We start from the raw sequence: 25,776 nt of genomic DNA, 5'->3' as shown, positions 1-25,776 counted from the left end.
CTGTTTCAGGTTTAATCGCTTATGTTGCAATACCCGGATTTGAATCCCATCGCATTTACCCTTCTCAAAGAGCCTATTTCTATTGGTGGCATGGCGCTTGGTCCATTCAGTGTTCATTGGTACGGCATTATGTATTTGCTGGCTTTTGCCAGTGCATGGCTGCTTGCTATGCATCGCGCCAAAGCGCCGACCGCTACAGTTAATCGCTCCCAAGTGGAAAACCTGATTACCTATGGCGCCTTTGGCGTGATTCTCGGCGGTCGCTTTGGTTATGTAGTTTTTTACAATTTTGAGCAGTGGATGCGCGACCCATTGTGGTTATTTCGTGTGTGGGAGGGCGGCATGTCATTCCACGGTGGTTTGATCGGTGTGATAGTCGCAATGGTTATTTACTCCTACCGAATCAATCGTCCTTTTGTTGGTTTAATGGACTTTGTTGCTCCCATAGTGCCGCTTGGTTTGGGTTTTGGTCGCATGGGCAACTTTATTGGTCAGGAGCTCTGGGGGCGTGTGAGTGATGCGCCTTGGGCAATGGTCTTCCCCAAAGCTATGGATCCGGCCGGTATTGCGCGCCATCCCAGTCAGCTATATCAGGCATTCCTCGAAGGGCTGGTTTTGTTTGTGATTGTATTTTGGTTTTCAGCCAAGCCTCGTCCACGCGGTGCGGTCTCTGGTGTGTTTTTGCTTGGTTACTCCACTTTCCGTTTTGGGGTTGAGTATGTGCGTGAGCCGGATCTGGGGGTTGCCCTGATTGCTGGAATGACTCGCGGCCAATTGCTATGTGTACCAATGTTTTTGCTTGGTGTTGGACTGTTGGTATGGGCCTACGCTTTTGCTCCTAGGGCTATTAAGAATTCATAGGCTTATTTAATTTTTTAACAGGTTGGTTGATGAAGCAATATCTAGAGTTGATGCGCGATGTAGTCGAAAACGGCACCCTGCGAGGCGATCGCACCGGCACTGGGACTTATTCGGTATTTGGGCGTCAATTGCGTTTTGATTTAAACGAAGGGTTTCCCTTGGTGACAACCAAGACCGTGCATCTGAAAAGTGTAATTGTTGAGCTGCTTTGGTTTCTGCAGGGGCGCACGGACGTTGGTTGGTTGCAAGAGCGTGGTTGTAATATCTGGAACGAGTGGGCTACTGAGGCAGGTGATTTGGGGCCTGTATACGGAAAGCAATGGCGTAGCTGGGCGTGCCCTGACGGCTCCACTATTGATCAGATATCACAGGTGATTACCCAGATCAAAAAGAATCCCTACTCGCGTCGCCTGATTGTTAGTGCGTGGAATCCTGCCGATTTACCAGATGAATCTATGAGCCCCCAGCAGAATGTAGAGCAAGGGCGCATGGCATTGGCGGCGTGCCATACTTTGTTCCAATTCTATGTATCTGAAGGCAAGCTTTCCTGCCAGCTCTACCAGCGCAGCGCGGATCTATTTCTTGGTGTGCCTTTCAATATTGCCAGTTATGCGTTGTTAACTCATATGATTGCGCAGCAGTGCGATTTGGGGGTAGGAGAATTTGTGCACACGTTTGGCGATTGCCATTTGTACAAAAATCATATTACAGACGACATAGTTTACGAACAATTAACACGCGAACCGAAAAACTTGCCTACACTTACGATTCGTCGTCGTCCGGATAGTATTTTCGGTTATGAGTTGCAAGATTTTGAATTTGAAGGTTACCATCCCCATCCGCGTATAGTCGCGCCTATCGCTATTTAGTGGTTGTTGGCGAAATTCAAGTATTAATAGAAGCAAGGCGAAGACACTGCATGAAATTGTCCATCATAGTTGCTGCAGCTAAAAATGGTGTTATCGGATGCAATAATCAGTTGCCTTGGCATCTGCCGCAGGATCTGAAATATTTTAAATCGGTAACCTTGAATAAGCCGGTAATCATGGGGCGAAAAACCTACGAATCGATCGGCAAGCCGCTTCCTGGGCGCACAAATATAGTTGTTACGCGCAACAAAGATTGGTTGGGTGCTGATGGTGTGGTTGTTACCAATAGTTTCGAGCAGGCATTGATTGAAGCAAATAAAGTTTTGCTTGCTGCTCCGCTTGCCTCGGATGAGGCCATGGTTATTGGTGGCGCAGAAATATATCGTTCTGCATTGAATGTTGCGGATCGCGTCTATCTAACGTGTGTCGATCTTGTGCCCGAAGGTGACGCATTTTTTGAGCCCTTAAGTGCAGCTGAGTGGGAATTGAAAACAACCTCTCTCGGAGATGAGGCAGCAGCAGTGGGGTGCCAGTTTTTGGTTTATGAGCGATCTGCCCGTACCTAAAAGCTAATAACTAAAAGTTTTGTTCTAAATGTGTTTTTTTGTTTTGGTTTTAAAGGTTTTGTTTTTGTGTTACCCGTGCACTTATTAAAAGCAATAATGTGTTACCGGTCTGATACTTAAATACACACGTAGAAGGTTGTAGGATAAATCATTGGAAGTAGGTCATGGTGCTTATTACAATGCCGCCGTTCTTAACCGCCTCGCAGAGGCTACGTGGATAACGCGTCTGTGGCAGCCTGTTGCCACAAACTCACTTGATTGAACACCCAGTTGGGGGGATTATGAAAAAGCAGCGATTGAAAGCGGTGGCTCTGACCACAATGCTTTCTGCGGGCGCGCTAATGGGTAGCGTTGCCATGGCAGATCAAGCTCTGGATTCTGTACTTAAAGTTGGTCAAGCAAAAACGACTTTGGCGCAAGACTCCCAGAAGCGCATTGATAGATTGGCCCAGGAAACTGATGATCTGGCTCAACAATTCAAACAGCAAAATAAGTTGATCGATGATCTCCGCGTGTTCAACGCTCAGATGGAAAAGCAAGTTGCGAAACAACTGGTGGTTGTTCAAGACTTGGAGAAGTCCATTGAGAAAGTGACCGTTATTGAGCGTCAAATCCAGCCCTTGATTTTCCGTATGTTGGAAAGCTTGGAGCAATTCGTCAGTCTGGATAAGCCCTTCCAGCTTGAAGAGCGTAAGGCGCGCATTGAAATGCTGCGTAACAATCAAGATCGCGCGGATATCTCTGTTTCTGAGAAGTTCCGTCAAGTGCTTGAAGCTTACAAAATCGAATCTGCTTATGGCAGCACGATTGAGGCTTACAAAGGTACATTGCCTGTTGATGGGCAGGATCGTGAAGTGAACATCCTCCGTGTAGGTCGCATCTCTTTGATGTATCAAACTACCGATGCTAAACAATGTGGCACTTGGGATGCGGCTCAAGGTCAATGGGTTGCGTTGGATGACTCATACAACGCCAATATACTGAAAGGCTTGCGCATCGCACGCGGTCAAGCATCTAAAGATATTATGACCATGACCGTTCAGGCACCGGAGGCAGCACAATGAAAATGAAATTTGTTAAAAGCTGCTTAATGCTCGCTGCTGCTGGCGTGTTAAGTAGTTCCTTCGCTGTAGCTCAAGAGAAAGCGCAAACTCTTGATCAGCTGTTGGATATGGTAAAGAAATCGCAAATTAGTGAATCTGCAGAGCACAAGCAACGCGAAGCTGAATTCGCTCGTGATAAGGCGAATCAAGCGAACTTGTTGGCTCAAGCAAAAGCTACTCGTCAAGCTGAAGATGCTCGCTCTGTTGCACTCGAAAAGAAATACCAAGAGCAAGACATTCTGGTTGCAGCTAAAAAAGTTCAATTGAATGAACGTCTTGGCTCAATGAAAGAGTTGTTTGGTCATTTGACCTCTACCGCAGGTGATTTGCGTGCAACTCTGGAGACCTCAATCGTTAGTGCACAACACCCAAATCGTGGTGAGTTCCTTGAGACTCTGATTGAGAAGATGACCAGCAGCACCAGCCTGCCGGACATCGAAGAGATTGAGCGCTTGTGGTACGAAGTTCAGCGTGAAATGGTTGAAACTGGTCGTGTGGTCAAATTCACTGCCAATGTTATCAAGCCTAGTGGTGAGCAGGCACAGCAAGAAGTTGTGCGTGTCGGTACATACAACTTGGTCTCAGAAGGTAAGTACCTGACTTTTGATGGCGTGAAGATTCAAGAATTGCCTCGTCAACCGGGTAGTTTTTTGGCGGGCGCTCAAGCGTTGCAAGATGCTAACTCCTCAATTGTTGCCTTTGGTGTCGACCCAACTGGTCCCGCTGGCGGCCAATTGTTGACCGCATTAATCGATACTCCAACTCTGGTTGAGCGTTGGCATCAAGGCGGTTCAGTAGGTTACGTAATCACTGCGGTTGGTGTGATTGGTGTGCTGTTGGGCTTATTGAGAATATTGGTGCTGCTCGTTGTAAGTGGCAAAGTAAAAGCTCAGCTGAAGTCGGACAAAGCCAATACCAACAACCCTCTGGGGCGTGTATTAAAAGTAGCTGAAGAGAACAAAAATGTTGATACAGAGACATTGGAGCTCAAATTGGAAGAGGCTGTTCTGAAAGAACGTCCATCCATTGAAAGCGGCTTGGCGGTGTTGAAAATTATCGCTGCGGTAGCTCCTTTGTTAGGTCTGTTGGGTACAGTAACCGGTATGATCGAAACCTTCCAGGCAATCACCATCTTCGGTGCAGGCGACCCTAAAAACATGGCCGGCGGTATTTCGTCAGCGTTGGTTACCACTGTACAGGGCTTGGTAGTTGCTATTCCGGTAGTACTGATGCACACCTTAGTTAACGGCCGTGCCAAAGCTGTTGTGCAAGTATTGGACGAGCAAACCACTGGCATCATTGCTGAAAACTCTGAGCGCACTAAGTAGGAGATAACACATGCAGGCTTTAACGGACGCTTTTAGTTCCATTGGAGCCTTTATGGATCAGGGCGGTTGGGTAATGTACCTCATCGCCGCCCTTACCTTTGTCATGTGGACGCTCGTGTTTGAGCGAGCGTGGTACTTCAAAGGTGGTCTAAAAGGCGATGTTCAGCAAGCATTGGCAAGCTGGGAGGCGCGTAAAGAGCGCAAGTCCTGGAATGCTCACCAAATCCGCGCAAAGATGATTTCGCGCATGTCTGCCAAGATAAATGCGAACATGGATATGATCGTTACTCTGATCGCCCTCTGCCCTTTAATGGGATTGTTGGGAACGGTAACAGGTATGATCGAAGTATTCAGTGTGATGGCATATACCGGCGGTGGTGATGCTAAATCCATGGCTGGTGGTGTATCAAAAGCAACTATCCCAACAATGGCGGGAATGGTTGCGGCATTATCTGGGATTTTTGTGAACACCTATTTGTCGCGTATTGCTGAGCGTGAAGATCACTTGTTTGCTGACCATTTGACAATGGATCACTAAGTGATCGAGCAATATTAACCTGTAATTAAGAGATGTCTCATGAGCAGGAAAAACGCAAAACCTGAAGAGGAAGCTCAGGCAATTGACCTCACTCCAATGTTGGATGTGGTCTTTATTATGCTGATCTTTTTCATCGTTACGGCGACATTCATCAAAGAGACTGGTAAAGAGGTGACAAGACCTGATGCCAGTACCGCTGATAAAAAGCCTAACGCCAGTATTCTGATTGCCATTGGTGAAGATAACGAAATTTGGATTGATAAAAAAGAAGTTGATCCTCGTTTGGTTGCTAAAGTTATTGAGCGTATGCGCGCTGATAATCCAAATGGTACTGTCTCTATTCAGGCAGATGCCAAGGCAGATCTCAAATACGTATTGGAAGTCGCTACTGCTGCGCGTGAAGCGGGTATTAGTGATGTGTCTGTCTCTACTGAAGAGAAATAGGTCGCTATGAACTTCGCAAAAGTAGGTATAGCAGGGCTTTTAGGGGTGGTCACCACCCTATTGCTCTTGTTTTTAATGTATCAATTAATAAACAACGATCTAGGCGAATTAAAGCAGAAGAAAACGGTAAAAATTCCTGACATTACGATGCCGGACACTAAAATTGAAACCCGTTTTGAAGATGCTAAGCCGGAAAAGCCGGAAGAGCCTGATGTTCCGCCAGACTTACCTGAGCCAGAGTTTGATGCGCCAGATATTTCTGGTGAGGCGCTTAATATGACAGCCCCTGTTGCTAAGGCTGGAATAGATATGGGCAATGGTTCGTTGGCTTTTAGCGAAGGTGAGTATCTTCCAATTGTGAAGGTTCCACCTGAGTATCCGAGTACTGCACTATCTCGTGGCATTGAAGGGTTTTGTACCGTTGTTTACACGGTTACTGAGACTGGTACCACTCGTGACCCTGAGCCAATTGAAAGTGAATGTATTACCAAAGAGGGTAAGCCTACTTCTGTATTTAATCGTGCATCCGTTAAGGCTGCGCTCAAATTTAAATACAAGCCGAAAGTGGTTGATGGGAAGCCTGTTGAGGTTCCTGGGGTGAAGAACCGATTCACCTACACGATGCAGAAATAAGGGGTAATGAAATGAGACAAGTATTTCCTGCTGTTTCAATTGCTCTCAACCGTACTTTGCTGGCCGGTGTTATTGCTGTGTCTCCATTGTTTATAGGTAAAGCAGTTGATGCGGTTGTACCTGGTGCAATTCAGATTTCCAGTGCCATTGCTCAGGTTAGAGCCAAGAATAAACACGCTGGTGAGCAACGTAAGTTCCCCAACGTGACTGAATCTTTCGGTAAAAAAATCACTGAAGCTGCCGGGTATTTACAACCGCAAGATGAAACAGTAAAGCCTGATCCGCGCAAGGCTATGCAGGTATTGAATGAAATGGCTGCTAATTCGTCCAAAGCTAATGCATACGAATTGGTCTTGCTTCATCAGTACACTGGATACGCACATTTGGGTAGTGAAAATTATGCTAAAGCCATTGAGAGCTTTAACAAAATGCTTGCTCAAAGTCCAAATATGCCGATTGGAACCGAATCCGCTACTATCCGTATAGTTGGGCAGCTTTATTCTCAAATTGATAACCCCAGAAAGGCACTGGAAACTTTGCTGAAATGGACTGAGTATGAAGATGCTCTGAAGCCCGAAGACTCTTATATGTTTTCGACGCTGTATTATCAGTTAGAAGACAGTAAAAACGCTTTGTTGAACATTAATGAGGCGGTAAAGAATCAAGAGGCTGCAGGTAAAGTGCCCGCGGAATCGTGGTACATTCTTCAGCGCGGTCTGTATTTTGATAAAGAAGACTACAAAAGTGGTCTGCTGGTTTTGGAAAAGTTAATCAAACACTATCCAAAAGCTCAATATTGGAAGCAGTTGTCGCAAGTGTATTATGTTGTTGATCGCACTAAAGACTCCTTGTACGCATTTGAAACCTGCTATTTGATGGGCGGCTTAACTAACGAAAAAGATATAATTCGTTTGGCGAGTATGTACTTGGAAGCAGAGGTACCTTACAAAGCTGCTAAAGTGCTTAAGAAGGGTATTTACACGGACAAGATTGTTGAGCCAACAGCTAAAAATCTTAAATTGTTAGCTGATTCTTTACGCTTGGCTCAAAATGCTAAAGAGTCTTTGGTTGAATATGAAAAAGCAGCGACTAAGTCTACCGATGGCGATTTAATTATTGGTCTTGCACAGGCATATCTTGCTACTGATAAATTCAAAGATGCTTCTAAATGGGGGCGTCAAGCGCTTAAAGCCGGTAAATTAAAGCGTGTTGATCATGCTAATTTGACTGTAGCTCAGGCTGAATTTGAATTGAAAAACTTTGAGGAAGCGATAAAGTTCTTTAAAGAAGCAGGAAAAGATGCTCGTAGTTCTAAAGTTGCTTCACAGTGGGTGGACTACTCACAGAGAGAGAAAGCTAGATTAGAAGCTTTAGCTAAGCAATAGTATCTGTGAGTATTGAGTTAGACAAAAAGCCAGCTATTGCTGGCTTTTTTATTGGAGCCTGTTTGAGATGAAAATGATTTTACTTATGATGTTTTTTTGCTGCAGTTTTATGGGGGCTGTGGCGCAGGCGGATTGTCTAAATACAGAAAACCTTTTAAAACTGGATGCGCAATACGAAACTGCTTTACAAGTGGGTAGCGTTCAATTTTTGGATAAGTTGCTTGCCCCGGAGTTCTATTGGGTGCATAACCTAGCAAGCCTGCAAGAGACCAAAGCGCAATTGCTGATGCGAATCAAAAAACCGGAAGCGCAAGCGCATCAGCGCCGCTCCCATGATGTTAGCGCTCATCGCTTGGGCAATACAGTAGTGTTGCAGGGGCTGAGCAGTGTTGACAAGTTAAATCCTGATGGCAAAACCCTGCGTACCTCGCGCTACCAATTTATGCGCACTTATGTCGAACAACAAGGCGAGTGTAAATTGCTTGCAGTGCAAACCATGAAGGTCTGGTCAAGTGAAGGGAATTGAAGTTTCACGCTGTTATCCTTCAATGCCGCATTTGCGCGGCAATGAAGGTGCTGTGACTAGTATCTATTGCGGATATTGTTTAGCCCAGCGGGTGTACTTTGCTAAAACCTCATTGGGTGAAGTTGTGTACCAGGCATAACCCAAGCGGCGCTCCTCCGATACTTTTGCCAGTTCGTAATGTACGGAATCATCGCGATCGCCAAACAAGGGTTTGTTGGTTCCTATCTCATAAAAACGTGCCCACATCGGCGGCGCATTTGTATCCTCTTTCAGTAGGGCATCGCCCCGCGTCCAGGTCTTTCCGACAATTTTATTTTCTTCGTACCACGCGGCGGCGGCATGAATAGCATTGATAATCTCACTACTTGGGGATTCCAAATCCATCAAAAAATTCAGCATGCCGACACTTTCTGAGCTGGTGAGGGAAATCATTTCATAGGCGCGAGCTTTGGCTGGCTGTAAGGTTTTTGCATCGTGTTGCGCCCCCCAGATGGTACGTTTCCCATTGCTGATAACTTGGGTTTTGAGTACGCAATCAAGCGCACGCGAGAGGCTGGTTTGCGCTGCTTGTTGTTGTGCGGGTGTTGCAAATGAATACTCTTCTTGCGCAAGAGCAACCTTATGCAAAATTACCATCAGGTCGCTCATAAGTGCATCATTGTAGGTAATGTGATCATGGTAGCCGCCAACCAAGGGGAAGTTTTGTGGCCAGCCGCCATTGGGATATTGCGCTGCGATTATAAAATCCAAACCTTTGGCAAATGCATCGCTATAACGTTTATCTCCGGTGGCCTGATGTGCTTGTGCCAGCAGCATTAGCTGTGTGCTGGTCGCACCATTGTCAAAGGTAGGGATGTAATCTTGTTCAACACCAAAAGCTTGACCGGGTTTACGCGGTGCTTTGCTCATATCGGTGCGTTTTGACCAGCCGCCAGACGGGGTTTGAAACGAGAGGATAATATCCATCACGCGTTTACCTTCGGCGCTTTTAAACCAATCGGTTTTTTGTTTGACTTCAAAGCCAAATTCTTTGGTGTATTCCGGCAGGCTTGCTTTTTTTTGCCCGAGCATTTTTAGCTCGTTCTTAAGAAATACTTGGTCGGCTTTGCGCAGCGCTTGGGATTTGGCGAGATAAGTTTTCCAGGCTGCTTTGTCCTTCGTAGTTTGGGTGAATGCGTTAGATTCTTTAGTGGCAGGTGTATCTGCGTGTAGTGGTGCGATAAAGCAGCTGCTTAATAGAGCAATAAGTAGTGATGTTTTGCTGAACATAACTCGTACCTTTTTATTACCGTTGAAGAACGGTCATCGTTGATATGTGGGTCGCATTGTGATTGTTGTGCGACTACGTGCCGAGTTTTTTGCCGATTAGGTAAAAGTGTAGCAACAGGGCAAAAAATTGCCCTGTACCAATTTGTTTTTATAGAGAGGAAATGAAGCTTAAAGGAAAATATTGTCGTCGCCGGGAAATGTTCCAGCTTTGACGTCGGCAACGTATTTTTGCATTGCGCCGGGAATGTCGGTTGCTTCTAACAAAAAGTTTTTAGAGAACTTAGGTGGCTGTTCGGTGAGGCCGAGAATATCGTTGATTACTAATACTTGCGCGTCGGTATCGCGCCCTGCACCTATACCAATGGTTGGGATCGCAATTTCGCGGGTAATGCGCGCACCTAAATCGGCAGGTACACATTCCAACACTAATAAATCAGCACCGGCATCGGCGAGTAATTTGGCATCGGCGAGAATTTTTTCCGCGCCCGCTTCATCGCGCCCCTGCACACGAAAGCCACCAAATTTATTCACCGATTGCGGTGTTAAACCCAAGTGTGCACATACCGGAACGCCGCGCTCGGAAAGCATGTGCACCGTCTCGGCGAGCCAGGCGCCGCCTTCGAGTTTTACCATCTGTGCACCGGCTTGCATGATGCGCGTGCAATTGCGCATGGCTTCATCGGGTGTGGCATAGGTCATAAACGGCAGGTCGCCAATAATCAGCGATTTTTTATTGCCGCGCGCCACCGCTTCCACGTGATAAATCATCTGCTCCATAGTGACCGGGATGGTGCTGTCGTAGCCCAATACCGTCATGCCGAGCGAATCGCCGACCAACACAACTTCTACACCGCAGCGCTGTGCCATAGCTGCCATGTGTGCATCGTATAGGGAAATCACCACAAACTTTTCGCCACTGGTTTTTAATTTGTGCAGTGTATTGATGGTGACATTTTTGGTGAGCGCGGTATTCGCCGTGGAGGTGCTGTTAAGGGTTGCGTAGGGCATGGCATTCTCGCTGAAAATATAGAGTCGTGCGCGTGGCCGTTAAAGCGCAGGCACTGGATTGTAATAGTGGCGGCCGCTGTTAATGGTGAGAATATATTCCACCAGCTGCTTAAAGTGATCGCGGTTTTTCGCCAGATTGAGATCTTTGGCGTTAACGATCAGCAGCGGCGCGCCATCGTAGAAATGGAAAAATTCAGTATAGGTGTCGTTGAGCGCTTTTAAATAATCAGCGCTGATATGTTGCTCGGCGCTGATGCCGCGCTGACGAATACGGTCGAGCAGTACATCGAGTGGTGCCTGTAAATAAATCACTAAATCCGGGCGCGGTGCGTTGATGACCAGCCGATCATAAACCTGGCGATAAATATTGAGTTCATCGTCATCCAGTGTTACCCGCGCAAACAGCTGATCTTTCTCGATTAAAAAATCCGCCACCCGCACTGGTTCAAAAATATCGTCCTGCCGCAGGCTTTGTAATTGATTGGCGCGCTGGAATAAAAAGAATAGTTGTGTGGGCAGTGCGGTGGATTTGGGATCGCGATAAAAGCGCTCCAAAAAGGGGTTCTCTTCTGGTTGCTCCAGCAGCATATCGTAATTAAATAATTGCGCGATATTGCGCGCGAGCGTGGTTTTGCCCACACCAATGCAACCTTCCACGGCGATATAACGGGGTAATTTAACGTTGGTTAAATCCAGTCCGAGCTCTTCAAAAACAGCGTCCACGGCAACTCCTTGAAACTAATTTGTTAAGCGGGCGATGGCAGGCGCGTCAGGCCGTCTGCGGGACAGCGGCTGAGCAGCTCGGCGAGCGGGGTGCCATCAGGCAAGTGCAAATTCGGGGTGATCTCCGCGAGTGGATACAGTACAAAACTGCGCTGGCTGAGATAAGGATGAGGTACGGTCAGTCGCTCAACAGCGATAGTCTGGTCGCCATAGAGCAGCAGATCCAGATCCAGCGTGCGCGGGCCCCAATGTTGAATGCGCACCCGCTGATGGGCTTGCTCTATAGCCTGCAGCGCGTCTAACAGCGCGATGGGCGCGAGCTGGGTGTCGAGCAGGGTGACTGCGTTGGTGTAGTCGGGTTGTGCGGGGCCAACGGCGCGGCTGGTGTAAATCGACGAGCGCGCCAGCAGTGCTGTGGTGGGAAGATCCGCTAGCTCAGCAAACGCGCGTGTCACTTGTGCGAGCGGGTCTTCCAGATTGCTACCCAGACCTATGTAGGCCAGCGCCATGAATTACTCGTTCCCGCCGGGTGCGGCATCGGTTTTGGGTTTGCGCGGGCCGCGACGACGACGCGGTTTGCTGGCCGATTTGCCCCCGCCTTGTTTGCCTATGTCTTTCACCATTTGCTCGCGCTCTTCATCGCTGGCAGTTTGGTAATTCGTCCACCATACACCTAGGCCATCGAGTGCTTCGCCAGCGGCTTCGCGCATCAACAAAAAGTCGTAAGCGGCGCGGAAGCGCGGGTGATCCAGAGTGCGCAACGCGCGCATACCCAGGCGGCTCGGCAGGCGCTGCTGCAGGTCCCAGATCTCGCGCATGGGGATCAGGAAGCGTTTGGGAATGGCGGTGCGGGTGAGCTGTTGGTTTATTACATTTTGGGATGCTTGCATCCAGGCTTGGGTTGGGGTCATCTGTCCGCTGAGCAGTTTGAATTGCTGTTGTAGCGCCGGCCAGAGCAGAGCGGCATAGATAAACGCCGGAGTGACGGTTTTTTCGCCGCGGATACGTTTATCGGTATTGATCATGCACTGTTCGATTAAATTTGCGCCCAACTCGTCGCCTGCTTTCAGGGCTTGGTCTGTGCCGGGAAAGAGGTGAGTCAGCAGATCGTATTCACGCATCAGGCTGAAAGTTGCCGTTGCCGATCCGCCCAAAAACAGTTTAAGCACTTCCTCGAACAGGCGGGCATCTGACACGTTTAGCAACAGGCCGCTCAGCTCACGGATAGGCTTGGCGGTTTTGGGTTCCAGATTAAAGCCCAGTTTGGCGGCAAAGCGCAGCGCGCGCAGTATGCGCACCGGATCTTCTTTGTAGCGGGTTGCTGGGTCGCCAATGATGCGTAAGGTGCGCTGTTTGAGGTCGTCCATACCATTGCAGTAGTCAATGACAGAAAAGTCCTTGAGCGTGTAATAGAGCGCGTTGACGGTGAAGTCGCGGCGCATGGCGTCAGTTTCGAGTGTGCCATAGACATTATCGCGCAGTAGCATGCCATCTTGGCTGCGCGCGCTGGAGGCCTCATCGTGGTGACCGCGAAAGGTGGTTACTTCAATCACCTCACGGCCCATGCGCACATGGACGATTTGAAAGCGGCGCCCAACAATTCGCGCGCCGCGGAAGATGCGCTTTACCTCTTCCGGTTTAGCGTTGGTCGCCACATCAAAATCCTTGGGGCGATTGCCGAGCAGTAAATCGCGCACACCGCCACCGACCAAATAGGCGGCAAAGCCTGCGTCTTCCAGTTGTTTGATAATCTTGATCGCCGCAGGGCTAATGTTCTTGCGGGAGATGGTGTGTTGGTCGCGCGGGATAAGCGCGGCGCCATCGCTATTGCGCGCATTGGATACCTTACTGGAATCTTTGGCGCCGGTGGTAAAGAGGTTTAGCAAGCGTTTGAGCATGTTGTCTCGCTGGTGTTTAGGCAGTCAGTTGCACAAGAGCGGCGAGTTTAGCAGAAGCACAGGGTTTTTTACGACAATACTACCGATCGAGTTGCGTTGAAATCTGGCTTGGAAAGCAAAACGGGAAAGCTTTCGCTTTCCCGTAGGAGGGAGCACCGGAGTGCTTTAATCGGCATTCAATGGGGTGCTTCCGTGCCCATATCCAATCTCGCGTGCTATCCCATCCCGTGCCTAGTCAGTATCCGCTTTATTTTAGTGTCTTATTGCTCTTGTCTTCTAGCGTAGGTCTATCTAAGTTATTGTTTTCGTTATTATTATTCAATTTATCTTGTTATTGTTTGTTGTTGTTATGTTCTTTTATCTTCTGTTTCTTATTATTTCTTGTTGTTATTCGTTCGCTTCAGTTTCTTATTGTCTATTGTTGTTATTTTTAAGTTCGTTACGTTTTTTATTATTTGTTGTTGTTATTAGATTTTCACATTTAATTCTTATTGTTTGTTTTTGTTATGGCGCTCTAAAAGCAGTACTTGTGCCACTTTTTAAATTATCAATTAAAACAATTAGTTACGTTTTTGTTGGCTCTCCTTATTACTTTTTGTTATTTCGAACGGTTACATGTTTGTCACTGAATTGTTACGCAAAATGGTTCCGGTAACAGTATTTGCGCGGTAACACTCCCGTGGTTGGGGGTAACGATTTGGCGCAAATAACCACAGCCGTGGCGCATTAATCAAAAAAATTGTCACTAAAAACAAAAATCCCCAGTGTTGGTGAACCACTGGGGATTTGTTGTTTGTTTCAGCGATGGTGTCTTATTTGGCGCTACTAACGGCCGCTGTGGATTTGCTGCGTGGTATGCCAAGGCGCTGGCGGCGCTCCCACAGGCACTTGCGGCTAACGCCCAACTTACGTGCCAGTTCGGTTTCGCTCATGCTGTCTTGGTGCTCTAAGACAAAGCGCTGGAAATAGTCTTCCAGCGACAGGTCTTCTGATGCGGCAGGGGCGCTATTGCGGTTGGCGAGGCGCGCCGGTTCAAACAGTGAGCTGCCGGTATTGTCGTCCAAGTCCTGTGAATCCATATCGATAGAGAGCAGGTGGTCGCCGATTTCGTTGCTGTCCTCGCACAGAATTACCGCTCGCTGCATTGCGTTTTCCAGCTCGCGCACATTGCCCGGCCAGTTGTAGCTCATGATGGCATCCATAGCGGAGGAGGATAGCTTCAGCTGTGTTTTACCAAATTGGGCGCAGTAGCGCTGCAGTAGGGATTCGGCGATATTGATGATGTCGCGCCCGCGCTCGCGCAGTGGCGGCAGTTCAAGCTGGACTACGTTGATACGGAAATAAAGGTCTTCGCGGAATTTGCCTTCTTTGGAAAGTTTGCGCAGATCGCGGTGAGTTGCGGCGACCAAACGTACATCCACCTTGCGCGATTCAACCGAGCCGAGTGGGCGCACTTCACCTTCTTGTAATACGCGAAGCAGGCGCGCTTGCGCTTCCAGTGGCAACTCGCCGATTTCATCGAGGAATAAGGTGCCGCCATCAGCCGCAGCGACGAGACCTTCGCGATTGGTAGCTGCGCCGGTAAAGGCGCCTTTTTCATAGCCGAACAGTTCGGATTCGATCAAGGTGTCGGGAATTGCAGCGCAGTTGACCGAGATCATCAGATGGTTGTTGCGATTGCTTTCTTCGTGCAGTGCGCGCGCCACCAGTTCTTTACCGGTACCGGTTTCGCCGTGGATTAATACGGTGGCGTTGGTGGGGGCAACTTTGTGGATGCGGTTGTACAGATCCTGCATTACGTCGCTCGCGCCAATCATGCCGGCGATCGCGGTGCTGGCGGTGAGTCCACCTGCCGCCGCTTTATTGGCCGCTTTGGCTTTGCCGATCACCCGCTTCACTGCGTTGACCATCTCGTCATGGTCGAAGGGTTTGGCGATATAGTCCACCGCGCCCATGCGCATGGAGTCTACCGCTGAGCGCAAACTGGCGTAACTGGTCATGATGAGTACCGGCGTATCACCTGCCAGTTTGATCAAGTCGGTACCCGGTGCGCCCGGTAGGCGCAGGTCGCTGATGATCAGGTCGAACTCTTTCAGTTGGAATTTGGACGTAGCCTCTTTTACCGACGGAGCCTCACTGACCTCGTACTGGTTGCGCTCAAGTAGTTTGCGCAGGGCGTTGCGGATGATGGTTTCGTCTTCAACAATCAGAATCTTACTCATAGCTATCCGGGTCTTGCGTTAAGTGTTACGGGTCAATAGCTTGCAGGCTATGCTTGCAAGCCGCTGGTGTGATTCACTTTTTTGGTCATGCATCCATGAAGTAATCAAGATGGCGCGGCAGGGTGATAACAAAACTGGCGCCGCGATTGTTAACTGTGTCAGCAGGGCTGATGATGTCCATATGGCCGCTATGGTCTTCGATAATGCTGTACACCATGGCCAAGCCCAAACCTGTGCCTTCACCGGGTTCTTTGGTGGTGAAGAAAGGTTCGAGAATCCGTTCAATCAGTTCGGGAGGGATACCATGCCCCTCGTCGGTAACAGAAACTGTTACCGAATCCTCATCTTCGTTACTTTCAAGCATAACACGCCCTTGCTCTGGGCTGGCATCCCGCGCGTTAGATAAAAGATTTATAAAAACCTGAATAATGCGTTGTGCGTCACCGGCCACTATGGCGGTTTTGGGGATGTCGTTGCAGAACAGTACTTGGGTTTTCTCTTTTTGCAGCGAGAGCAAATTGATCGCTTCATTAGCGCAATCGCGAATTGACACAGCTTCAAACTCGGTTTTGCTGGCGTGACCAGCGTGGGAGAAGCTCACCAGCGACTGCACAATGCGCCCGACACGATCGGTCTGGCTGAGAATCTGCTCGGCGGTATCTAATACTTCGGCAGGATCGTGAGAGTCATATTTGAGGTTTTGCGCAAGACAGGCGATGCCGGTAATCGGGTTGCCAATCTCATGGGCGACGCCCGCCGCAAGGCGGCCGACCGAGGCGAGGCGCTCGGAGTGCACCAATTCCTGTTCGAGCAATTGGGTTTCGGTTACGTCTTCCAGCAGCATGACCTGATCGTAGACACCTGCGGTGATCGGTCCTTCAATGTTGGCTTTGTGCAAGCTGATCCAGTGCGGGCGGTTATTGAGTTCGATTTCACGGCGATAAAAATGCGGTTCGCTGCTCTGGCTGAAGTCGATCAGCAGGCTGCACCAGGGTTCAGGGATATCTTCTAAATAAGAACCGGTGACGTCCTCGCCCGGGGTTTGGGTAAGCTCGGACATGGCGCGGTTCCACATGAGCACTTCCATGTCGCGCCCGAGGGAGCAGACCGCCATCGGCAGCTCTTCCAGGGTTTTGCGGTGGTAGAGGCGCAATGTATTCAGCTCTGCGGCCATGCCGGTGAGATGGTTGCGGTATTCCGCGAGGCGGTTTTCAATCAGGTTGATATCGACGGTGGACTGCGCTTCGGCGGTCGCATGCGGAATGCATTTATCCATGATCTCGCTGGCGACATGAATCCCCATCAGGCTCGATAAGTTGCCCTCAATCTGGTCGCGCAGGCGGCGCAGGGCGTAAGGGCGACGCTCGTCGATACCTAGGTTCAGCTCTTTGAGCGCTATATCCACCTCGCGGCTGGCGGTTACTTTGCCCAGTGGTTTGGCGAGGCGATGTTTAAACTCGGAGGCGGAGTGCACATCCAGCGCCTGGCGCACCGGGTGGCTGATTTCGTCGGCGGCGCAGAGGTCGGCGCTGTATTGCTCATCTTCTGTTTGGCGGCTGAGCATGGAGATCACTACAAAACAGAAGGTATTAAGCCCGAGGGAGATAAGTGTGACTTCGCTCCAGTACTCGATGCCGACTGGGATTGACCAGCTGAGCAGTGGCAATTGAATAAATTGCATGCCGGTGACTATAGGCACAAGCAAGCCCAGTGCCCAGATACTGGTGCCAACTGCCAAGCCAGCAATAATCCCGCGCTTGTTGCCTTTGCTCCAAAACACAATCGCAAAAGTGCCGGGCAGGAATTGCAGGGTTTCGATAAAGGCAGTCATGGCCAAATCGGCGAGGCTGAGGCGGTTGTCCAGAATCCAATAGAGTAAATAGCCGCCAAAAAAGATGGCGGCGATCAAAATCCGGCGCAGCCAGATCAATTGGCTGTACAGGTCGGAACGGGTGCGCAGTTTTAAACTCGGCAGCAGCCAGTGGTTCATCACCATGGTAGAGAGTGCGAGCGATATAACTACCATCGCCCCGGTTGCCGCCGAGAGTCCGCCGATAAATGCGAGCAGGGTCAGGCCGGGCGAGTTAAACAGGATCGGCACACCCAGCGTGTAATATTGCGGCGGCAGGGGCACGCTCAGTTCGGTGCCCGCCCAGAGGATGGGGAAAATCGGCAGCGCCATCAATAATAAGAACAGTGGAAACGCCCAGGTTACTGTGTGCGAGTTGCGCATCAATGGGTTTTCCGCCAGCCCCAAGTGAAAAATATGCGGCATGGTGACGGCGGTGGCGACAAACACTAGCAGCAGTGCGTGGGCGGAATCGGTGTGGATGGGCGTGTGCAACAGGGCGAGGTTTTCCGGGTGGTCCAGCAGCCATTGATCCAGCCCTTCCAGCCCATCAAACACACCAAAAACCGCAACCAAGCCGACCGCACAGAGGGCGCAAACCTTGAGTAGGGATTCAAATGCCATGGCGGTAATCAGGCCGCGATGTTGTTCGCGATTGGCGCCAAAAGAGATAGTAAAAAAGGCGAGGATGGCGCAGTAGCAGAGTGCCATCACATCTTTAAAGGTGAGGCCGGTACCTGCCAGTGGCAGCGATGGATTGCCGCTCACCGTGAGGATATGCATGGTGTCGGCGATCGCCTGAATCTGCAGTGCCATGAGCGGTAAGATTCCGCACAGCATACAGAGGGTGGTGAGCGCGCCCACGCTGTGGCTGTGGTAGCGAAATACCAATAGATCCGCAAGCGAATGCACTTGATGGCGCCGCGCCAGTTCTGCCAGCGGCGCCAGTGCAACCGGTGCAAACAAAAAGAGTGCGCCGGTGCCAAGGTAATAGGCGAGTGCGCCATAGCCATATTGAAAGGCGAGGTCGATCACCCCGTAAAACGCCCAGGCGCTGGCAAAAATACCCAGCGATAAAATATAGGTGATGGGGTGAGAGGTGACCGCTTCGGGAATCCAGCCGCGCTCGGTAATCCAGGCTATGCCAAACAGCAGCAATAAATAGCTAATGCCGATGAGTGCTACTTGGCTGAGATCAAATGTCATATTGTTTTAGTTCTTATCAGTCTTATGGGAGAGCTAGTTCCAAGGCGAACTAGTCAAACTCGTGGTAATTCTTGCGGCGAATCTGCATCACAAAGGCGATGACAATCACCGCTACCCAGACTAAATAGGGGCGATACCAAGCCCCTTCAGGGTTGATAATCCAGTTAAACAGGCTGGGTGAAAAAATATAGGCCACTAACAGCAGCAAAATAACCAAGCGTTGATTGTTCATAATTCGGTTCCCCTTGCACAAGGCGCGGCGGGTTGAGTTTTTTTATTCTTCTTGGTGTAAATGGCTTAAGCCGTGAATCGCACTGCGCTGCCAATGATGCAAGGCCCAGTCCAAACATTCAGATGTAGAAGCATCTGCCAAATCAGAGGGGGGATTCTGCCCTAAAAATGCTAGCCCACGCCATAGGTTCCTGCTGGCGTGTTGGCTTTCAATAGCTTTGGCATGGTTTTGTTTACTGAGTTTTTGGCCGTTGGCTTGCATTGCCAAGGGCACATGGCCGAATTGCGGTAGCGGTGCGCCTAATAGCGCAAAGAAAAATAGCTGCCTGCCGGTTACCTCCAGCAAGTCGCTGCCGCGAATAATATGGGTGATACCCTGGGCTATATCATCGACTACTACGGCCAGTTGATAGGCGTAAAAGCCATCGCGCCGCTGCAGGATTTGATCGCCCGCTTGGTTGCGTAAATGTTGGGTTTGCCGCCCCTGTATTAAATCGTCAAATTGGATCTGCTCTGCGGTAACGCGATCTGGCAGGTCGTAAAGCTTCAGTCGCACCGAACAAATTTGTTCTGGGTTTGGTTGGTGGTTGCGGCAGCGGCCATCGTAAATACCGCCCATGGCTGTTAAATCTTGCCGCGAGCAACTGCAGTGATAGGCCAGCCCGGCATCTAACAATGCATCAAGGCAGGCTTGGTAGGCATGACTGCGCTGGCTTTGATAGATGACGTCGCCATCCCACTGCAAACCGTGATCTTCCAAGCTTTGCAGGATTGCGCTGGCGGCACCGGCTTGTTCACGCGGCGGGTCGAGATCTTCCATGCGCACCCGCCACAGTCCGCCATTGGCTTTGGCATCCAAATAGCTGGCAAGCGCACTGACCAGCGAACCAAAATGCAATGGGCCGGTAGGTGAGGGGGCAAAACGGCCGATATAGCCTGAGGGTGTGCTGCCGTCGGGTAAACGAGCGGGGGTGAGGGCGATAGGTGTGACTGACATGATGAAAGAGGCGAGCACTGCCCGCCTCGATCAAACCGGCATTAACCGCCGACTTGTTTTTCTTTGATTTCCGCGAGGGTTTTGCAATCCACGCAGAGGGTAGCGGTTGGGCGCGCCTCAAGGCGACGAATGCCAATCTCTACACCGCAGGCATCGCAGTAGCCGTAGTCATCGTTTTCGATCAGCTCCAATGTGCTGTCGATTTTCTTGATCAACTTGCGCTCGCGGTCGCGGGTGCGCAGTTCAAGGCTGAATTCTTCTTCCTGGCTGGCGCGGTCGGCTGGGTCGGGAAAGTTAGCCGCTTCGTCCTTCATGTGGGTTACTGTGCGGTCTACTTCTTCCATCAGCTCTGAGCGCCAGTTGAGCAGCAATTGTCTAAAGTGCTGCTTTTGACCTTCGCTCATATAATCTTCGCCTTTTTTCTCCACATAAGGAGTAAAAGGGCGCAGTGCAAATGTTTCAGTAGAGGGTGTTTTTTTCGCCATAGTAGCGCCTCGCAAGACTTCCTGGATCGGCAATAATCTGCACCAGCGGGTGGGCAGAATTAGAAGGGGGAGCAAGCTATCAGATAACAAATGCGAGTGCTAGCGTTTTTTCGCGCGCCTGTTAGCGGATTGCTTCTATATCATCCAAACGCTAATTCAATCCTGTCTCAAGCAAAAACTATAGCCCCAAATTGGCGCGTTTGTGCTTCAATTTGCCATCAATTTGTCATCTGCGAGTGCTTTTTGGCTATGTCCCAGTTTTATCCTGCGCTGTTACTTAAGCGTTACAAACGCTTTTTGGCTGATATCCGCCTGCCCGATGGGGCGGAGTTAACCATTCATTGCCCCAATACCGGTTCAATGAAAAATTGTCTGGTGCCCGAAAGCCCCTGTTGGTATTCGGTGAGCGATAGCAAAACCCGCAAATACCCACAAACCCTGGAGTTGGTGACTGCGCCCGGTGGTCATCTGGCGGGGATCAATACTGCGCGCACCAATGAGCTGGTTGCACAGGCGCTGCACGCTGGTGTGATTGCCGAGCTGCGCGGTTATCAAACTGTGCGACGCGAGGTGGTGTATGGCAGCGAAAAATCGCGCATCGATTTTCTCTTAAGTGAAAATAGTGGCGATACACGCCGGTGTTATCTGGAAGTCAAAAACGTGACCCTGATGGAAGCAGAGGGTGAAGGATTTTTCCCCGATGCAGTGAGTGAGCGCGGCAGTAAACATTTGCGTGAATTAACCCTGATGGTCGAGCAGGGGTACAGGGCGGTGTTGTTATTTTGTGTGCAGCACACGGGGATTCAATCGGTGCGCGCGGCGGCGCATATAGATCCAGTTTATGCTGCGACCTTGCAAGCAGCGCGCGATGCCGGTGTTGAGGTAATCGCCTATGCGGCCAACATCGATCCAGCGCAAAATATTATTGCACTGGATCGCGCTGTGCCGGTTCTGGTGTGAGCGTTTATCGATTACTGAGCCGCAGTCTGCGGTGGAAAAGGCGTGAGCAGCTTGTTAAAGGTTTCACGCAATTTTTGCTCGGCTTTTAGCGAAAAGTGAATCAGTGGAATGCCCTCGGCGTTGCCGCGCCAAATTAATTGGTTGCTGCTGGTTTGAGTGATATCAATCACGATTACACCTTCCTGTTTGCCTTTGCCCAGTGTTTGCCCAGTACCTAAACCGATGCTGCCATTGCGCCCGACTGGCAAACCAATGCCAATGCCGATACTGGTATTGCCGCCTTTGCTCACCCGTGAAAACACCTGCATGTCGATCAATAACTCAGCGCTGGTGTCGGCCAGAATAAATCCCTGTGCGTGCAACTGTTCATCGGCAATTTTTTGCAAAACGGTTTTATCTATTCCGCCTATATCAACACTAATTGCCCGCCAGTTATAGGTTTTTAATCCGCTAAAATCGGTGCCGCTTTTGTAGTCGTCGGCATATTGGATGTTGGTGCAGGCGCTGAGTAGCATCAACATGACAGACAGTAAACCGGTGTAAGTGAATAAGCGCATGGAGCTGTCCTCTTGAGGGAAATGCGTCAGCGGCGAGTATAACCTAGCCTCACCCTCGATATAGGCACATAGATTGCAAACACTGGGTAATTACCGCAGACTTGCGCCGCCTTTTTATCGCTTACTTTGCCAATCAGGGAGTTACTGTGGATTTACTGCTGATGTTACAAGCCATCATCATGGGGGTTGTCGAGGGGTTGACCGAACTGCTGCCTATTTCCAGCACTGGCCATTTGATTCTGGCGGGCGAGTTGATGGATTTTTGGACTAAAGATAAGCGCGTGGTATTTGAAATTTTTATCCAGATGGGCGCCATGATGGCGGTGGTTTGGGAGTATCGCCAAAAAATATTTTCCAGTTTGTTGGGGCTGGGCAAACCCGGCGTTGAGCGCAACTTATACATCAATGTAGCCGTTGCTTTTTTCCCTTTTATTTTGATCGGTTACACCTGTGCGGATTTTATTCGCGCGGTATTGTTTAGCCCCTATGTGGTTGCGACTGGGTTTATTGTGGGTGGCTTGGCGATTATGTGGGTGGAGAAACGCGCCTACAGCCCCGACACGGATGATATGGATGCGATGAGTTACAAGCGTGCGTTTAAGGTGGGCATGTGCCAATGCTTGGCGCTGGTGCCGGGTGTGTCGCGTTCGGGCGCATCGATTATCGGCGGTATGTATTTTGGTTTATCGCGCAAAGCATCGACTGAGTTTTCTTTTTTCTTGGCCATTCCGGTGATTAGCGCGGCGTCGCTGTACAGCATGTGGGGCGCGCGGGATTTAATTGAGGTGGCGGATATTGAAGTTTTTGCGCTGGGTTTTATTGCATCGTTTGCCAGTGCATTTGTAGTGATGCGTGCGCTGCTGAAATTTATTAGCAATCACACCTTTATGGTGTTTGCTTGGTATCGCATTGCGTTTGGCTTGCTGATTTTGCTGACTGCCTACAGCGGTGCAATTAATTGGGTTGCTTGACGCGGGGGTTACTTAACGAAAGTACGGATTTGACTGGCGCAATCTGCGCCAGTCGTTAGCCGATAAATTTCACTACGCTGGTATCTTTGGCGCGGCTTTTACCGGCGCGGTGAAGCTCGTCCAAATACATATTCCACAGACTTTCCTGATTTTTTCCCAGCTCGTACAAATAGTCCCAGGTGTAAATTCCTGTGTCGTGGCCGTCATCAAATACCAGTTTGAGCGCGTAATTTCCGGCGCGCTCGACAGTGCTGATGGCTACATCCTGTTTGCCATATTGCAGAACCGCTTGCCCCGGGCCGTGACCTTTTACCTCTGCACTGGGTGAGTGAACCCGCAAAAACTCGGCGGGCAATAGAAATTGCTCGCCGCCAAAATGCAGTTCAAGTTGCTGCGATTGTTTATGCAGTTGGATCTTTGTGGGCATTTTGTTCATGGCGAGCAAACTCAGTTAAAAGATGTATGGCTAAGGGGCGTGCAATTACAAAATAAAACGGCTCAGGTCTTCATTCTTGGCCAGTTCACCTACGTGGGCTTCAACATAGGCAGAATTTATTTCTACTTGTTTTTGTCCGTCGCCCGCTTCGTACGATACGTCTTCCAGCAAACGCTCCAGAATGGTGTGCAAGCGGCGCGCGCCAATATTTTCGGTGCGTTCATTCACTTCATAAGCGGTTTCAGCAATGCGACGAATACCGTCTTTGGTAAACGTTATTTCTACCCCTTCGGTTTTCAGCAACGCTTCTTGTTGCTCGGTAAGTGAGGCAGTCGGCTCGGTGAGGATGCGCTCAAAGTCATCGGGTGTTAAGGCCTGTAACTCAACCCGAATCGGCAAACGGCCCTGCAATTCCGGAATTAAATCGGAAGGTTTACTCAGGTGAAAGGCGCCTGAGGTGATAAATAAAATATGGTCGGTTTTGATGCTGCCGTGTTTGGTGGTCACAGTGCAGCCTTCGATTAGCGGTAACAAATCGCGCTGTACACCTTCGCGCGATACATCGGCGCCGCTCACATTGCCTTTGCGTGCAACCTTGTCGATTTCATCGATAAATACAATACCGTTTTGCTCTGCTGCTTCAATCGCCTGGGTTTTAATGTCGTCATCGCTCACTAACTTTGCGGCTTCTTCATCTTGCAGTTGTTTGAAGGCTTTTTTCACCGTGAGTTTGGCTTTTTTGGTTTTGTCGCGCCCGAGTGATGAAAACATGCTTTGCAATTGATTGGTCATGTCTTCCATGCCCGGTGGCGCCATAATCTCTACGCCGACACTGGCGGCAGCTATATCGATTTCAATTTCTTTATCGTCCAACTCGCCTTCGCGGAATTTTTTGCGGAAGATTTGGCGGGTGCTGGATTCGTGTTTGCTTTCTTCGCTGGAGAGATCGCGCGCGGGTGGCAAGAGTGCGTCAAGGATGCGCTCCTCCGCTGCTTCGGCGGCGCGATGTTGCACCGATTTGGTCGCCTGCTCGCGGCGCATTTTAATGGCTACATCAACCAGATCGCGGATGATCGATTCCACATCGCGGCCAACATAGCCAACTTCGGTAAATTTAGTCGCTTCTACTTTGATAAACGGCGCGTTGGCGAGTTTGGCCAAACGGCGTGCGATTTCAGTTTTGCCGACACCGGTTGGGCCGATCATCAAAATATTTTTGGGGGTGATCTCATTGCGCATATCAGCCGGCACTTGCATGCGGCGCCAGCGGTTGCGCAGCGCAATCGCAACGGCGCGTTTGGCGTCGCCCTGGCCGACGATGTGTTTATCTAATTCGTGCACGATTTCGCGCGGAGTCATGGAGGACATATAAAACTCTTAAAAATAATGTAGGTGTAATGGCAATTATTGCGTATTAATTCGGTGTGTTTTTTTATAGGGGAGTCGTCATCCTCGCGTAGCGGGGATCCAGCTGTTGAATTTAAGACCTATGGATACCCGCAAGCGGGTATGACGATTCCCTCTTTAATTTCAATATTCCAGTGTTTCAATCGTGTGGGATTGGTTGGTAAATACGCAGATATCGCCCGCGATTTTCAAACCCTTTTCCACAATGCTGCGCGCATCTAATTGGGTGTTTTCCAGCAGCGCGCGCGCGGCGGCTTGGGCATAGTTGCCGCCGGAGCCGATTGCGATTAAATCGTCTTCCGGCTGAATCACATCGCCATTGCCGGTAATGATTAACGAAGCTTCTTTGTCGGCCACCGCGAGCAGCGCCTCCAATCGCCGCAGGCTGCGATCCGTTCGCCACTCTTTGGCGAGTTCAACTGCCGCGCGGGTGAGTTGGCCATTGTGGGCTTCGAGTTTGGCTTCAAAACGCTCGAAGAGGGTGAAGGCATCGGCAGTGCCACCGGCAAATCCGGCGATGACTTGATTTTTGTAGAGGCGGCGAACTTTGCGTGCATTGCCTTTCATCACGGTATTGCCGAGGGATACCTGGCCATCGCCGCCAATCACGACTTGCCCATCGCGGCGCACAGAGAGAATTGTTGTCACTGGACTTCCTTCTAAATTTACTTCGGAGAAGCCAGAAAAGTGGGGGCGCGCGCGCCTTTTTCAAGGCGCGGGCTGAGGGAAGGGGCTTATTTGGTTTTGGCGCGTTTGAGTACCAGCGCGTTGTATTCGTTTTTAACCAGCTGCGAGCGCGCGCTGGTGAGTTGGTTTTGGGTTTTGAACGGACCCACTACTACACGGTGCCAAATTTCGCCTTTGCGAATTTCCACTTTCTCGATATTGGCGTCGAGGTTGAGCAGAATTAATTGCGCGCGCAATTTGTCGGCATCTTCTGAACGCGGGAAAGATCCCACCTGCAGGATATATTCGGTAGTTTGTTCCTGTGCCGGTTTTTCTTCGTTAATTGTTTCGCTGGCCGGAACAATCGTCTCGCTTTCTTGCAGTAATTTGTAGAAATCAAAACGCGGTTTAGGGGTTTTGTTATCGACGACTTTGGGTTTGGGTTCTTCTTTGGGCGCCGGAGCAGTCACCGGGTTTTTAATGAAATAGAGGCTGGCCGCAAAAGCACCCAAGACCAAACCTGCAGCAAACCACAGCCAAGGCGGCGTGGGGGCATTGTTGGATGACGTGCGGCGCGCGGGGGCGCGGCCTTTTTTGGCGAAATCTCTACTCATGGGATTGGCTTTTTTGGGTTACAT

27 protein-coding genes are annotated in these 25,776 nt (G+C 49.9%); 12 read left to right on the top strand and 15 right to left on the bottom strand.

Translation table 11 applies throughout. The features are described 5' to 3' along the window. Positions 1-21: 21 nt before the first annotated feature. The 10 genes from lgt (at position 22) to AWU77_RS08435 (ending at position 8,253) form a co-directional block, all read left to right on the top strand. Complete coding sequence (gene lgt / locus AWU77_RS08480; protein WP_062061706.1) at positions 22-861, top strand: prolipoprotein diacylglyceryl transferase; 840 nt, start codon at positions 22-24, stop codon at positions 859-861. A gap of 29 nt (positions 862-890) precedes the next feature. Then, a complete protein-coding gene (locus AWU77_RS08475; protein WP_062061704.1) occupies positions 891-1,730 on the top strand; it encodes a thymidylate synthase in 840 nt (279 codons plus the stop codon). A 50-nt stretch (positions 1,731-1,780) separates the two neighbouring features. Further along, positions 1,781-2,296: a dihydrofolate reductase gene (locus AWU77_RS08470; RefSeq protein WP_062061701.1), complete on the top strand. Its 516-nt coding sequence runs from the start codon at positions 1,781-1,783 to the stop codon at positions 2,294-2,296. 281 nt (positions 2,297-2,577) lie between these two features. Then, positions 2,578-3,360 carry a DUF3450 domain-containing protein gene (locus AWU77_RS08465; protein WP_062061698.1) on the top strand — a complete coding sequence of 261 codons (783 nt, stop codon included), beginning with the start codon at positions 2,578-2,580 and terminating at the stop codon, positions 3,358-3,360. Then, positions 3,357-4,727, top strand: coding sequence for a MotA/TolQ/ExbB proton channel family protein (locus AWU77_RS08460; protein ID WP_062061696.1), 1,371 nt, complete (start codon positions 3,357-3,359; stop codon positions 4,725-4,727). Before AWU77_RS08465 ends, AWU77_RS08460 begins: the two co-directional genes overlap by 4 nt. Positions 4,728-4,737: 10 nt before the next feature. Next, positions 4,738-5,265, top strand: coding sequence for a MotA/TolQ/ExbB proton channel family protein (locus AWU77_RS08455; protein WP_062061693.1), 528 nt, complete (start codon positions 4,738-4,740; stop codon positions 5,263-5,265). Between the two features lie 39 nt (positions 5,266-5,304). Next, positions 5,305-5,709: a biopolymer transporter ExbD gene (locus tag AWU77_RS08450; RefSeq protein WP_062061691.1), complete on the top strand. Its 405-nt coding sequence runs from the start codon at positions 5,305-5,307 to the stop codon at positions 5,707-5,709. Between the two features lie 6 nt (positions 5,710-5,715). Further along, positions 5,716-6,342, top strand: a complete 627-nt coding sequence (locus AWU77_RS08445) for an energy transducer TonB (protein ID WP_062061688.1) — start codon at positions 5,716-5,718, stop codon at positions 6,340-6,342. 11 nt (positions 6,343-6,353) lie between these two features. Next, positions 6,354-7,727, top strand: coding sequence for a lipopolysaccharide assembly protein LapB (locus AWU77_RS08440; protein WP_062061685.1), 1,374 nt, complete (start codon positions 6,354-6,356; stop codon positions 7,725-7,727). A gap of 67 nt (positions 7,728-7,794) precedes the next feature. Beyond that, positions 7,795-8,253 carry a nuclear transport factor 2 family protein gene (locus AWU77_RS08435; RefSeq protein ID WP_062061681.1) on the top strand — a complete coding sequence of 153 codons (459 nt, stop codon included), beginning with the start codon at positions 7,795-7,797 and terminating at the stop codon, positions 8,251-8,253. A 63-nt stretch (positions 8,254-8,316) separates the two neighbouring features. On the opposite strand, the gene pelA is transcribed toward AWU77_RS08435, so the two are convergent. The 10 genes from pelA to dksA form a co-directional block, all read right to left on the bottom strand. Beyond that, positions 8,317-9,522, bottom strand: a complete 1,206-nt coding sequence (gene pelA / locus AWU77_RS08430) for a pectate lyase (protein ID WP_062061679.1) — start codon at positions 9,520-9,522, stop codon at positions 8,317-8,319. A 168-nt stretch (positions 9,523-9,690) separates the two neighbouring features. Next, entirely contained in the window at positions 9,691-10,530 is an 840-nt protein-coding gene (gene panB, locus AWU77_RS08425; protein ID WP_062061677.1) for a 3-methyl-2-oxobutanoate hydroxymethyltransferase, read from the bottom strand. A gap of 39 nt (positions 10,531-10,569) precedes the next feature. Then, positions 10,570-11,253, bottom strand: coding sequence for a deoxynucleoside kinase (locus tag AWU77_RS08420; RefSeq protein WP_062061674.1), 684 nt, complete (start codon positions 11,251-11,253; stop codon positions 10,570-10,572). A 23-nt stretch (positions 11,254-11,276) separates the two neighbouring features. Next, the gene (gene folK, locus AWU77_RS08415; RefSeq protein ID WP_062061671.1) at positions 11,277-11,762 is read right to left on the bottom strand and encodes a 2-amino-4-hydroxy-6-hydroxymethyldihydropteridine diphosphokinase; all 486 of its coding nucleotides are present in this window, start codon (positions 11,760-11,762) and stop codon (positions 11,277-11,279) included. Between the two features lie 3 nt (positions 11,763-11,765). Next, positions 11,766-13,151, bottom strand: a complete 1,386-nt coding sequence (pcnB, locus tag AWU77_RS08410; RefSeq protein ID WP_062061668.1) for a polynucleotide adenylyltransferase PcnB — start codon at positions 13,149-13,151, stop codon at positions 11,766-11,768. An 812-nt stretch (positions 13,152-13,963) separates the two neighbouring features. Beyond that, on the bottom strand, positions 13,964-15,373 hold the full coding sequence (locus AWU77_RS08405) for a sigma-54 dependent transcriptional regulator (RefSeq protein WP_062061665.1): 1,410 nt from the start codon (positions 15,371-15,373) through the stop codon (positions 13,964-13,966). Between the two features lie 85 nt (positions 15,374-15,458). After that, the gene (locus tag AWU77_RS08400; protein WP_062061662.1) at positions 15,459-18,428 is read right to left on the bottom strand and encodes an ATP-binding protein; all 2,970 of its coding nucleotides are present in this window, start codon (positions 18,426-18,428) and stop codon (positions 15,459-15,461) included. Positions 18,429-18,477: 49 nt separating this feature from the next. Further along, positions 18,478-18,660, bottom strand: coding sequence for a hypothetical protein (locus AWU77_RS08395; RefSeq protein ID WP_062061659.1), 183 nt, complete (start codon positions 18,658-18,660; stop codon positions 18,478-18,480). Positions 18,661-18,702: 42 nt separating this feature from the next. Continuing rightward, positions 18,703-19,674, bottom strand: coding sequence for a tRNA glutamyl-Q(34) synthetase GluQRS (gene gluQRS / locus AWU77_RS08390; RefSeq protein ID WP_238582348.1), 972 nt, complete (start codon positions 19,672-19,674; stop codon positions 18,703-18,705). 23 nt (positions 19,675-19,697) lie between these two features. Next, a complete protein-coding gene (gene dksA / locus AWU77_RS08385) occupies positions 19,698-20,141 on the bottom strand; it encodes an RNA polymerase-binding protein DksA (RefSeq protein ID WP_062061654.1) in 444 nt (147 codons plus the stop codon). Between the two features lie 249 nt (positions 20,142-20,390). On the opposite strand from dksA, the gene sfsA reads away from it, so the two are divergent. Next, positions 20,391-21,101 carry a DNA/RNA nuclease SfsA gene (gene sfsA, locus AWU77_RS08380; protein WP_062061651.1) on the top strand — a complete coding sequence of 237 codons (711 nt, stop codon included), beginning with the start codon at positions 20,391-20,393 and terminating at the stop codon, positions 21,099-21,101. 11 nt (positions 21,102-21,112) lie between these two features. Here sfsA and AWU77_RS08375 read toward each other — a convergent pair whose 3' ends face one another. Then, positions 21,113-21,658 (bottom strand): DUF4136 domain-containing protein, encoded by a 546-nt coding sequence (locus tag AWU77_RS08375; protein WP_062061648.1) that lies wholly within the window; start codon positions 21,656-21,658, stop codon positions 21,113-21,115. Between the two features lie 146 nt (positions 21,659-21,804). Between AWU77_RS08375 and AWU77_RS08370 the strand changes: the two genes are divergently transcribed. Beyond that, the gene (locus AWU77_RS08370) at positions 21,805-22,629 is read left to right on the top strand and encodes an undecaprenyl-diphosphate phosphatase (RefSeq protein WP_062061645.1); all 825 of its coding nucleotides are present in this window, start codon (positions 21,805-21,807) and stop codon (positions 22,627-22,629) included. A 55-nt stretch (positions 22,630-22,684) separates the two neighbouring features. Here the strand turns inward: AWU77_RS08370 and AWU77_RS08365 are convergent, their stop codons facing one another. The 4 genes from AWU77_RS08365 to AWU77_RS08350 all read right to left on the bottom strand — a co-directional run bounded on the left by AWU77_RS08365 (position 22,685) and on the right by AWU77_RS08350 (position 25,752). Continuing rightward, the gene (locus tag AWU77_RS08365) at positions 22,685-23,065 is read right to left on the bottom strand and encodes a gamma-butyrobetaine hydroxylase-like domain-containing protein (protein WP_062061643.1); all 381 of its coding nucleotides are present in this window, start codon (positions 23,063-23,065) and stop codon (positions 22,685-22,687) included. A gap of 45 nt (positions 23,066-23,110) precedes the next feature. Beyond that, on the bottom strand, positions 23,111-24,433 hold the full coding sequence (gene hslU, locus AWU77_RS08360) for an ATP-dependent protease ATPase subunit HslU (RefSeq protein ID WP_062061641.1): 1,323 nt from the start codon (positions 24,431-24,433) through the stop codon (positions 23,111-23,113). 162 nt (positions 24,434-24,595) lie between these two features. Continuing rightward, complete coding sequence (gene hslV / locus AWU77_RS08355; protein WP_062061637.1) at positions 24,596-25,120, bottom strand: ATP-dependent protease subunit HslV; 525 nt, start codon at positions 25,118-25,120, stop codon at positions 24,596-24,598. 86 nt (positions 25,121-25,206) lie between these two features. Further along, positions 25,207-25,752, bottom strand: a complete 546-nt coding sequence (locus AWU77_RS08350) for an SPOR domain-containing protein (RefSeq protein WP_062061634.1) — start codon at positions 25,750-25,752, stop codon at positions 25,207-25,209. Positions 25,753-25,776: the final 24 nt, after the last annotated feature.

Origin of the sequence: Cellvibrio sp. OA-2007 (assembly GCF_000953825.1) — a bacterium.
GTDB lineage: Bacteria > Pseudomonadota > Gammaproteobacteria > Pseudomonadales > Cellvibrionaceae > Cellvibrio.
The sequence above is the reverse complement of the archived record's forward strand: the minus strand, read 5'-3'. Positions and strand labels throughout refer to the sequence as shown.

Excerpts from the sequence above, each read along its gene's own strand:
- lgt (WP_062061706.1), top strand. The coding sequence starts at position 22 with ATGTTGCAATACCCGGATTTGAATCCCATCGCATTTACCCTTCTCAAA.
- AWU77_RS08475 (WP_062061704.1), top strand. The coding sequence starts at position 891 with ATGAAGCAATATCTAGAGTTGATGCGCGATGTAGTCGAAAACGGCACC.
- AWU77_RS08470 (WP_062061701.1), top strand. The coding sequence starts at position 1,781 with ATGAAATTGTCCATCATAGTTGCTGCAGCTAAAAATGGTGTTATCGGA.
- AWU77_RS08465 (WP_062061698.1), top strand. The coding sequence starts at position 2,578 with ATGAAAAAGCAGCGATTGAAAGCGGTGGCTCTGACCACAATGCTTTCT.
- AWU77_RS08460 (WP_062061696.1), top strand. The coding sequence starts at position 3,357 with ATGAAAATGAAATTTGTTAAAAGCTGCTTAATGCTCGCTGCTGCTGGC.
- AWU77_RS08455 (WP_062061693.1), top strand. The coding sequence starts at position 4,738 with ATGCAGGCTTTAACGGACGCTTTTAGTTCCATTGGAGCCTTTATGGAT.
- AWU77_RS08450 (WP_062061691.1), top strand. The coding sequence starts at position 5,305 with ATGAGCAGGAAAAACGCAAAACCTGAAGAGGAAGCTCAGGCAATTGAC.
- AWU77_RS08445 (WP_062061688.1), top strand. The coding sequence starts at position 5,716 with ATGAACTTCGCAAAAGTAGGTATAGCAGGGCTTTTAGGGGTGGTCACC.
- AWU77_RS08440 (WP_062061685.1), top strand. The coding sequence starts at position 6,354 with ATGAGACAAGTATTTCCTGCTGTTTCAATTGCTCTCAACCGTACTTTG.
- AWU77_RS08435 (WP_062061681.1), top strand. The coding sequence starts at position 7,795 with ATGAAAATGATTTTACTTATGATGTTTTTTTGCTGCAGTTTTATGGGG.
- pelA (WP_062061679.1), bottom strand. The coding sequence starts at position 9,522 with ATGTTCAGCAAAACATCACTACTTATTGCTCTATTAAGCAGCTGCTTT.
- panB (WP_062061677.1), bottom strand. The coding sequence starts at position 10,530 with ATGCCCTACGCAACCCTTAACAGCACCTCCACGGCGAATACCGCGCTC.
- folK (WP_062061671.1), bottom strand. The coding sequence starts at position 11,762 with ATGGCGCTGGCCTACATAGGTCTGGGTAGCAATCTGGAAGACCCGCTC.
- pcnB (WP_062061668.1), bottom strand. The coding sequence starts at position 13,151 with ATGCTCAAACGCTTGCTAAACCTCTTTACCACCGGCGCCAAAGATTCC.
- AWU77_RS08405 (WP_062061665.1), bottom strand. The coding sequence starts at position 15,373 with ATGAGTAAGATTCTGATTGTTGAAGACGAAACCATCATCCGCAACGCC.
- AWU77_RS08400 (WP_062061662.1), bottom strand. The coding sequence starts at position 18,428 with ATGACATTTGATCTCAGCCAAGTAGCACTCATCGGCATTAGCTATTTA.
- AWU77_RS08395 (WP_062061659.1), bottom strand. The coding sequence starts at position 18,660 with ATGAACAATCAACGCTTGGTTATTTTGCTGCTGTTAGTGGCCTATATT.
- dksA (WP_062061654.1), bottom strand. The coding sequence starts at position 20,141 with ATGGCGAAAAAAACACCCTCTACTGAAACATTTGCACTGCGCCCTTTT.
- sfsA (WP_062061651.1), top strand. The coding sequence starts at position 20,391 with ATGTCCCAGTTTTATCCTGCGCTGTTACTTAAGCGTTACAAACGCTTT.
- AWU77_RS08375 (WP_062061648.1), bottom strand. The coding sequence starts at position 21,658 with ATGCGCTTATTCACTTACACCGGTTTACTGTCTGTCATGTTGATGCTA.
- AWU77_RS08365 (WP_062061643.1), bottom strand. The coding sequence starts at position 23,065 with ATGAACAAAATGCCCACAAAGATCCAACTGCATAAACAATCGCAGCAA.
- hslU (WP_062061641.1), bottom strand. The coding sequence starts at position 24,433 with ATGTCCTCCATGACTCCGCGCGAAATCGTGCACGAATTAGATAAACAC.
- AWU77_RS08350 (WP_062061634.1), bottom strand. The coding sequence starts at position 25,752 with ATGAGTAGAGATTTCGCCAAAAAAGGCCGCGCCCCCGCGCGCCGCACG.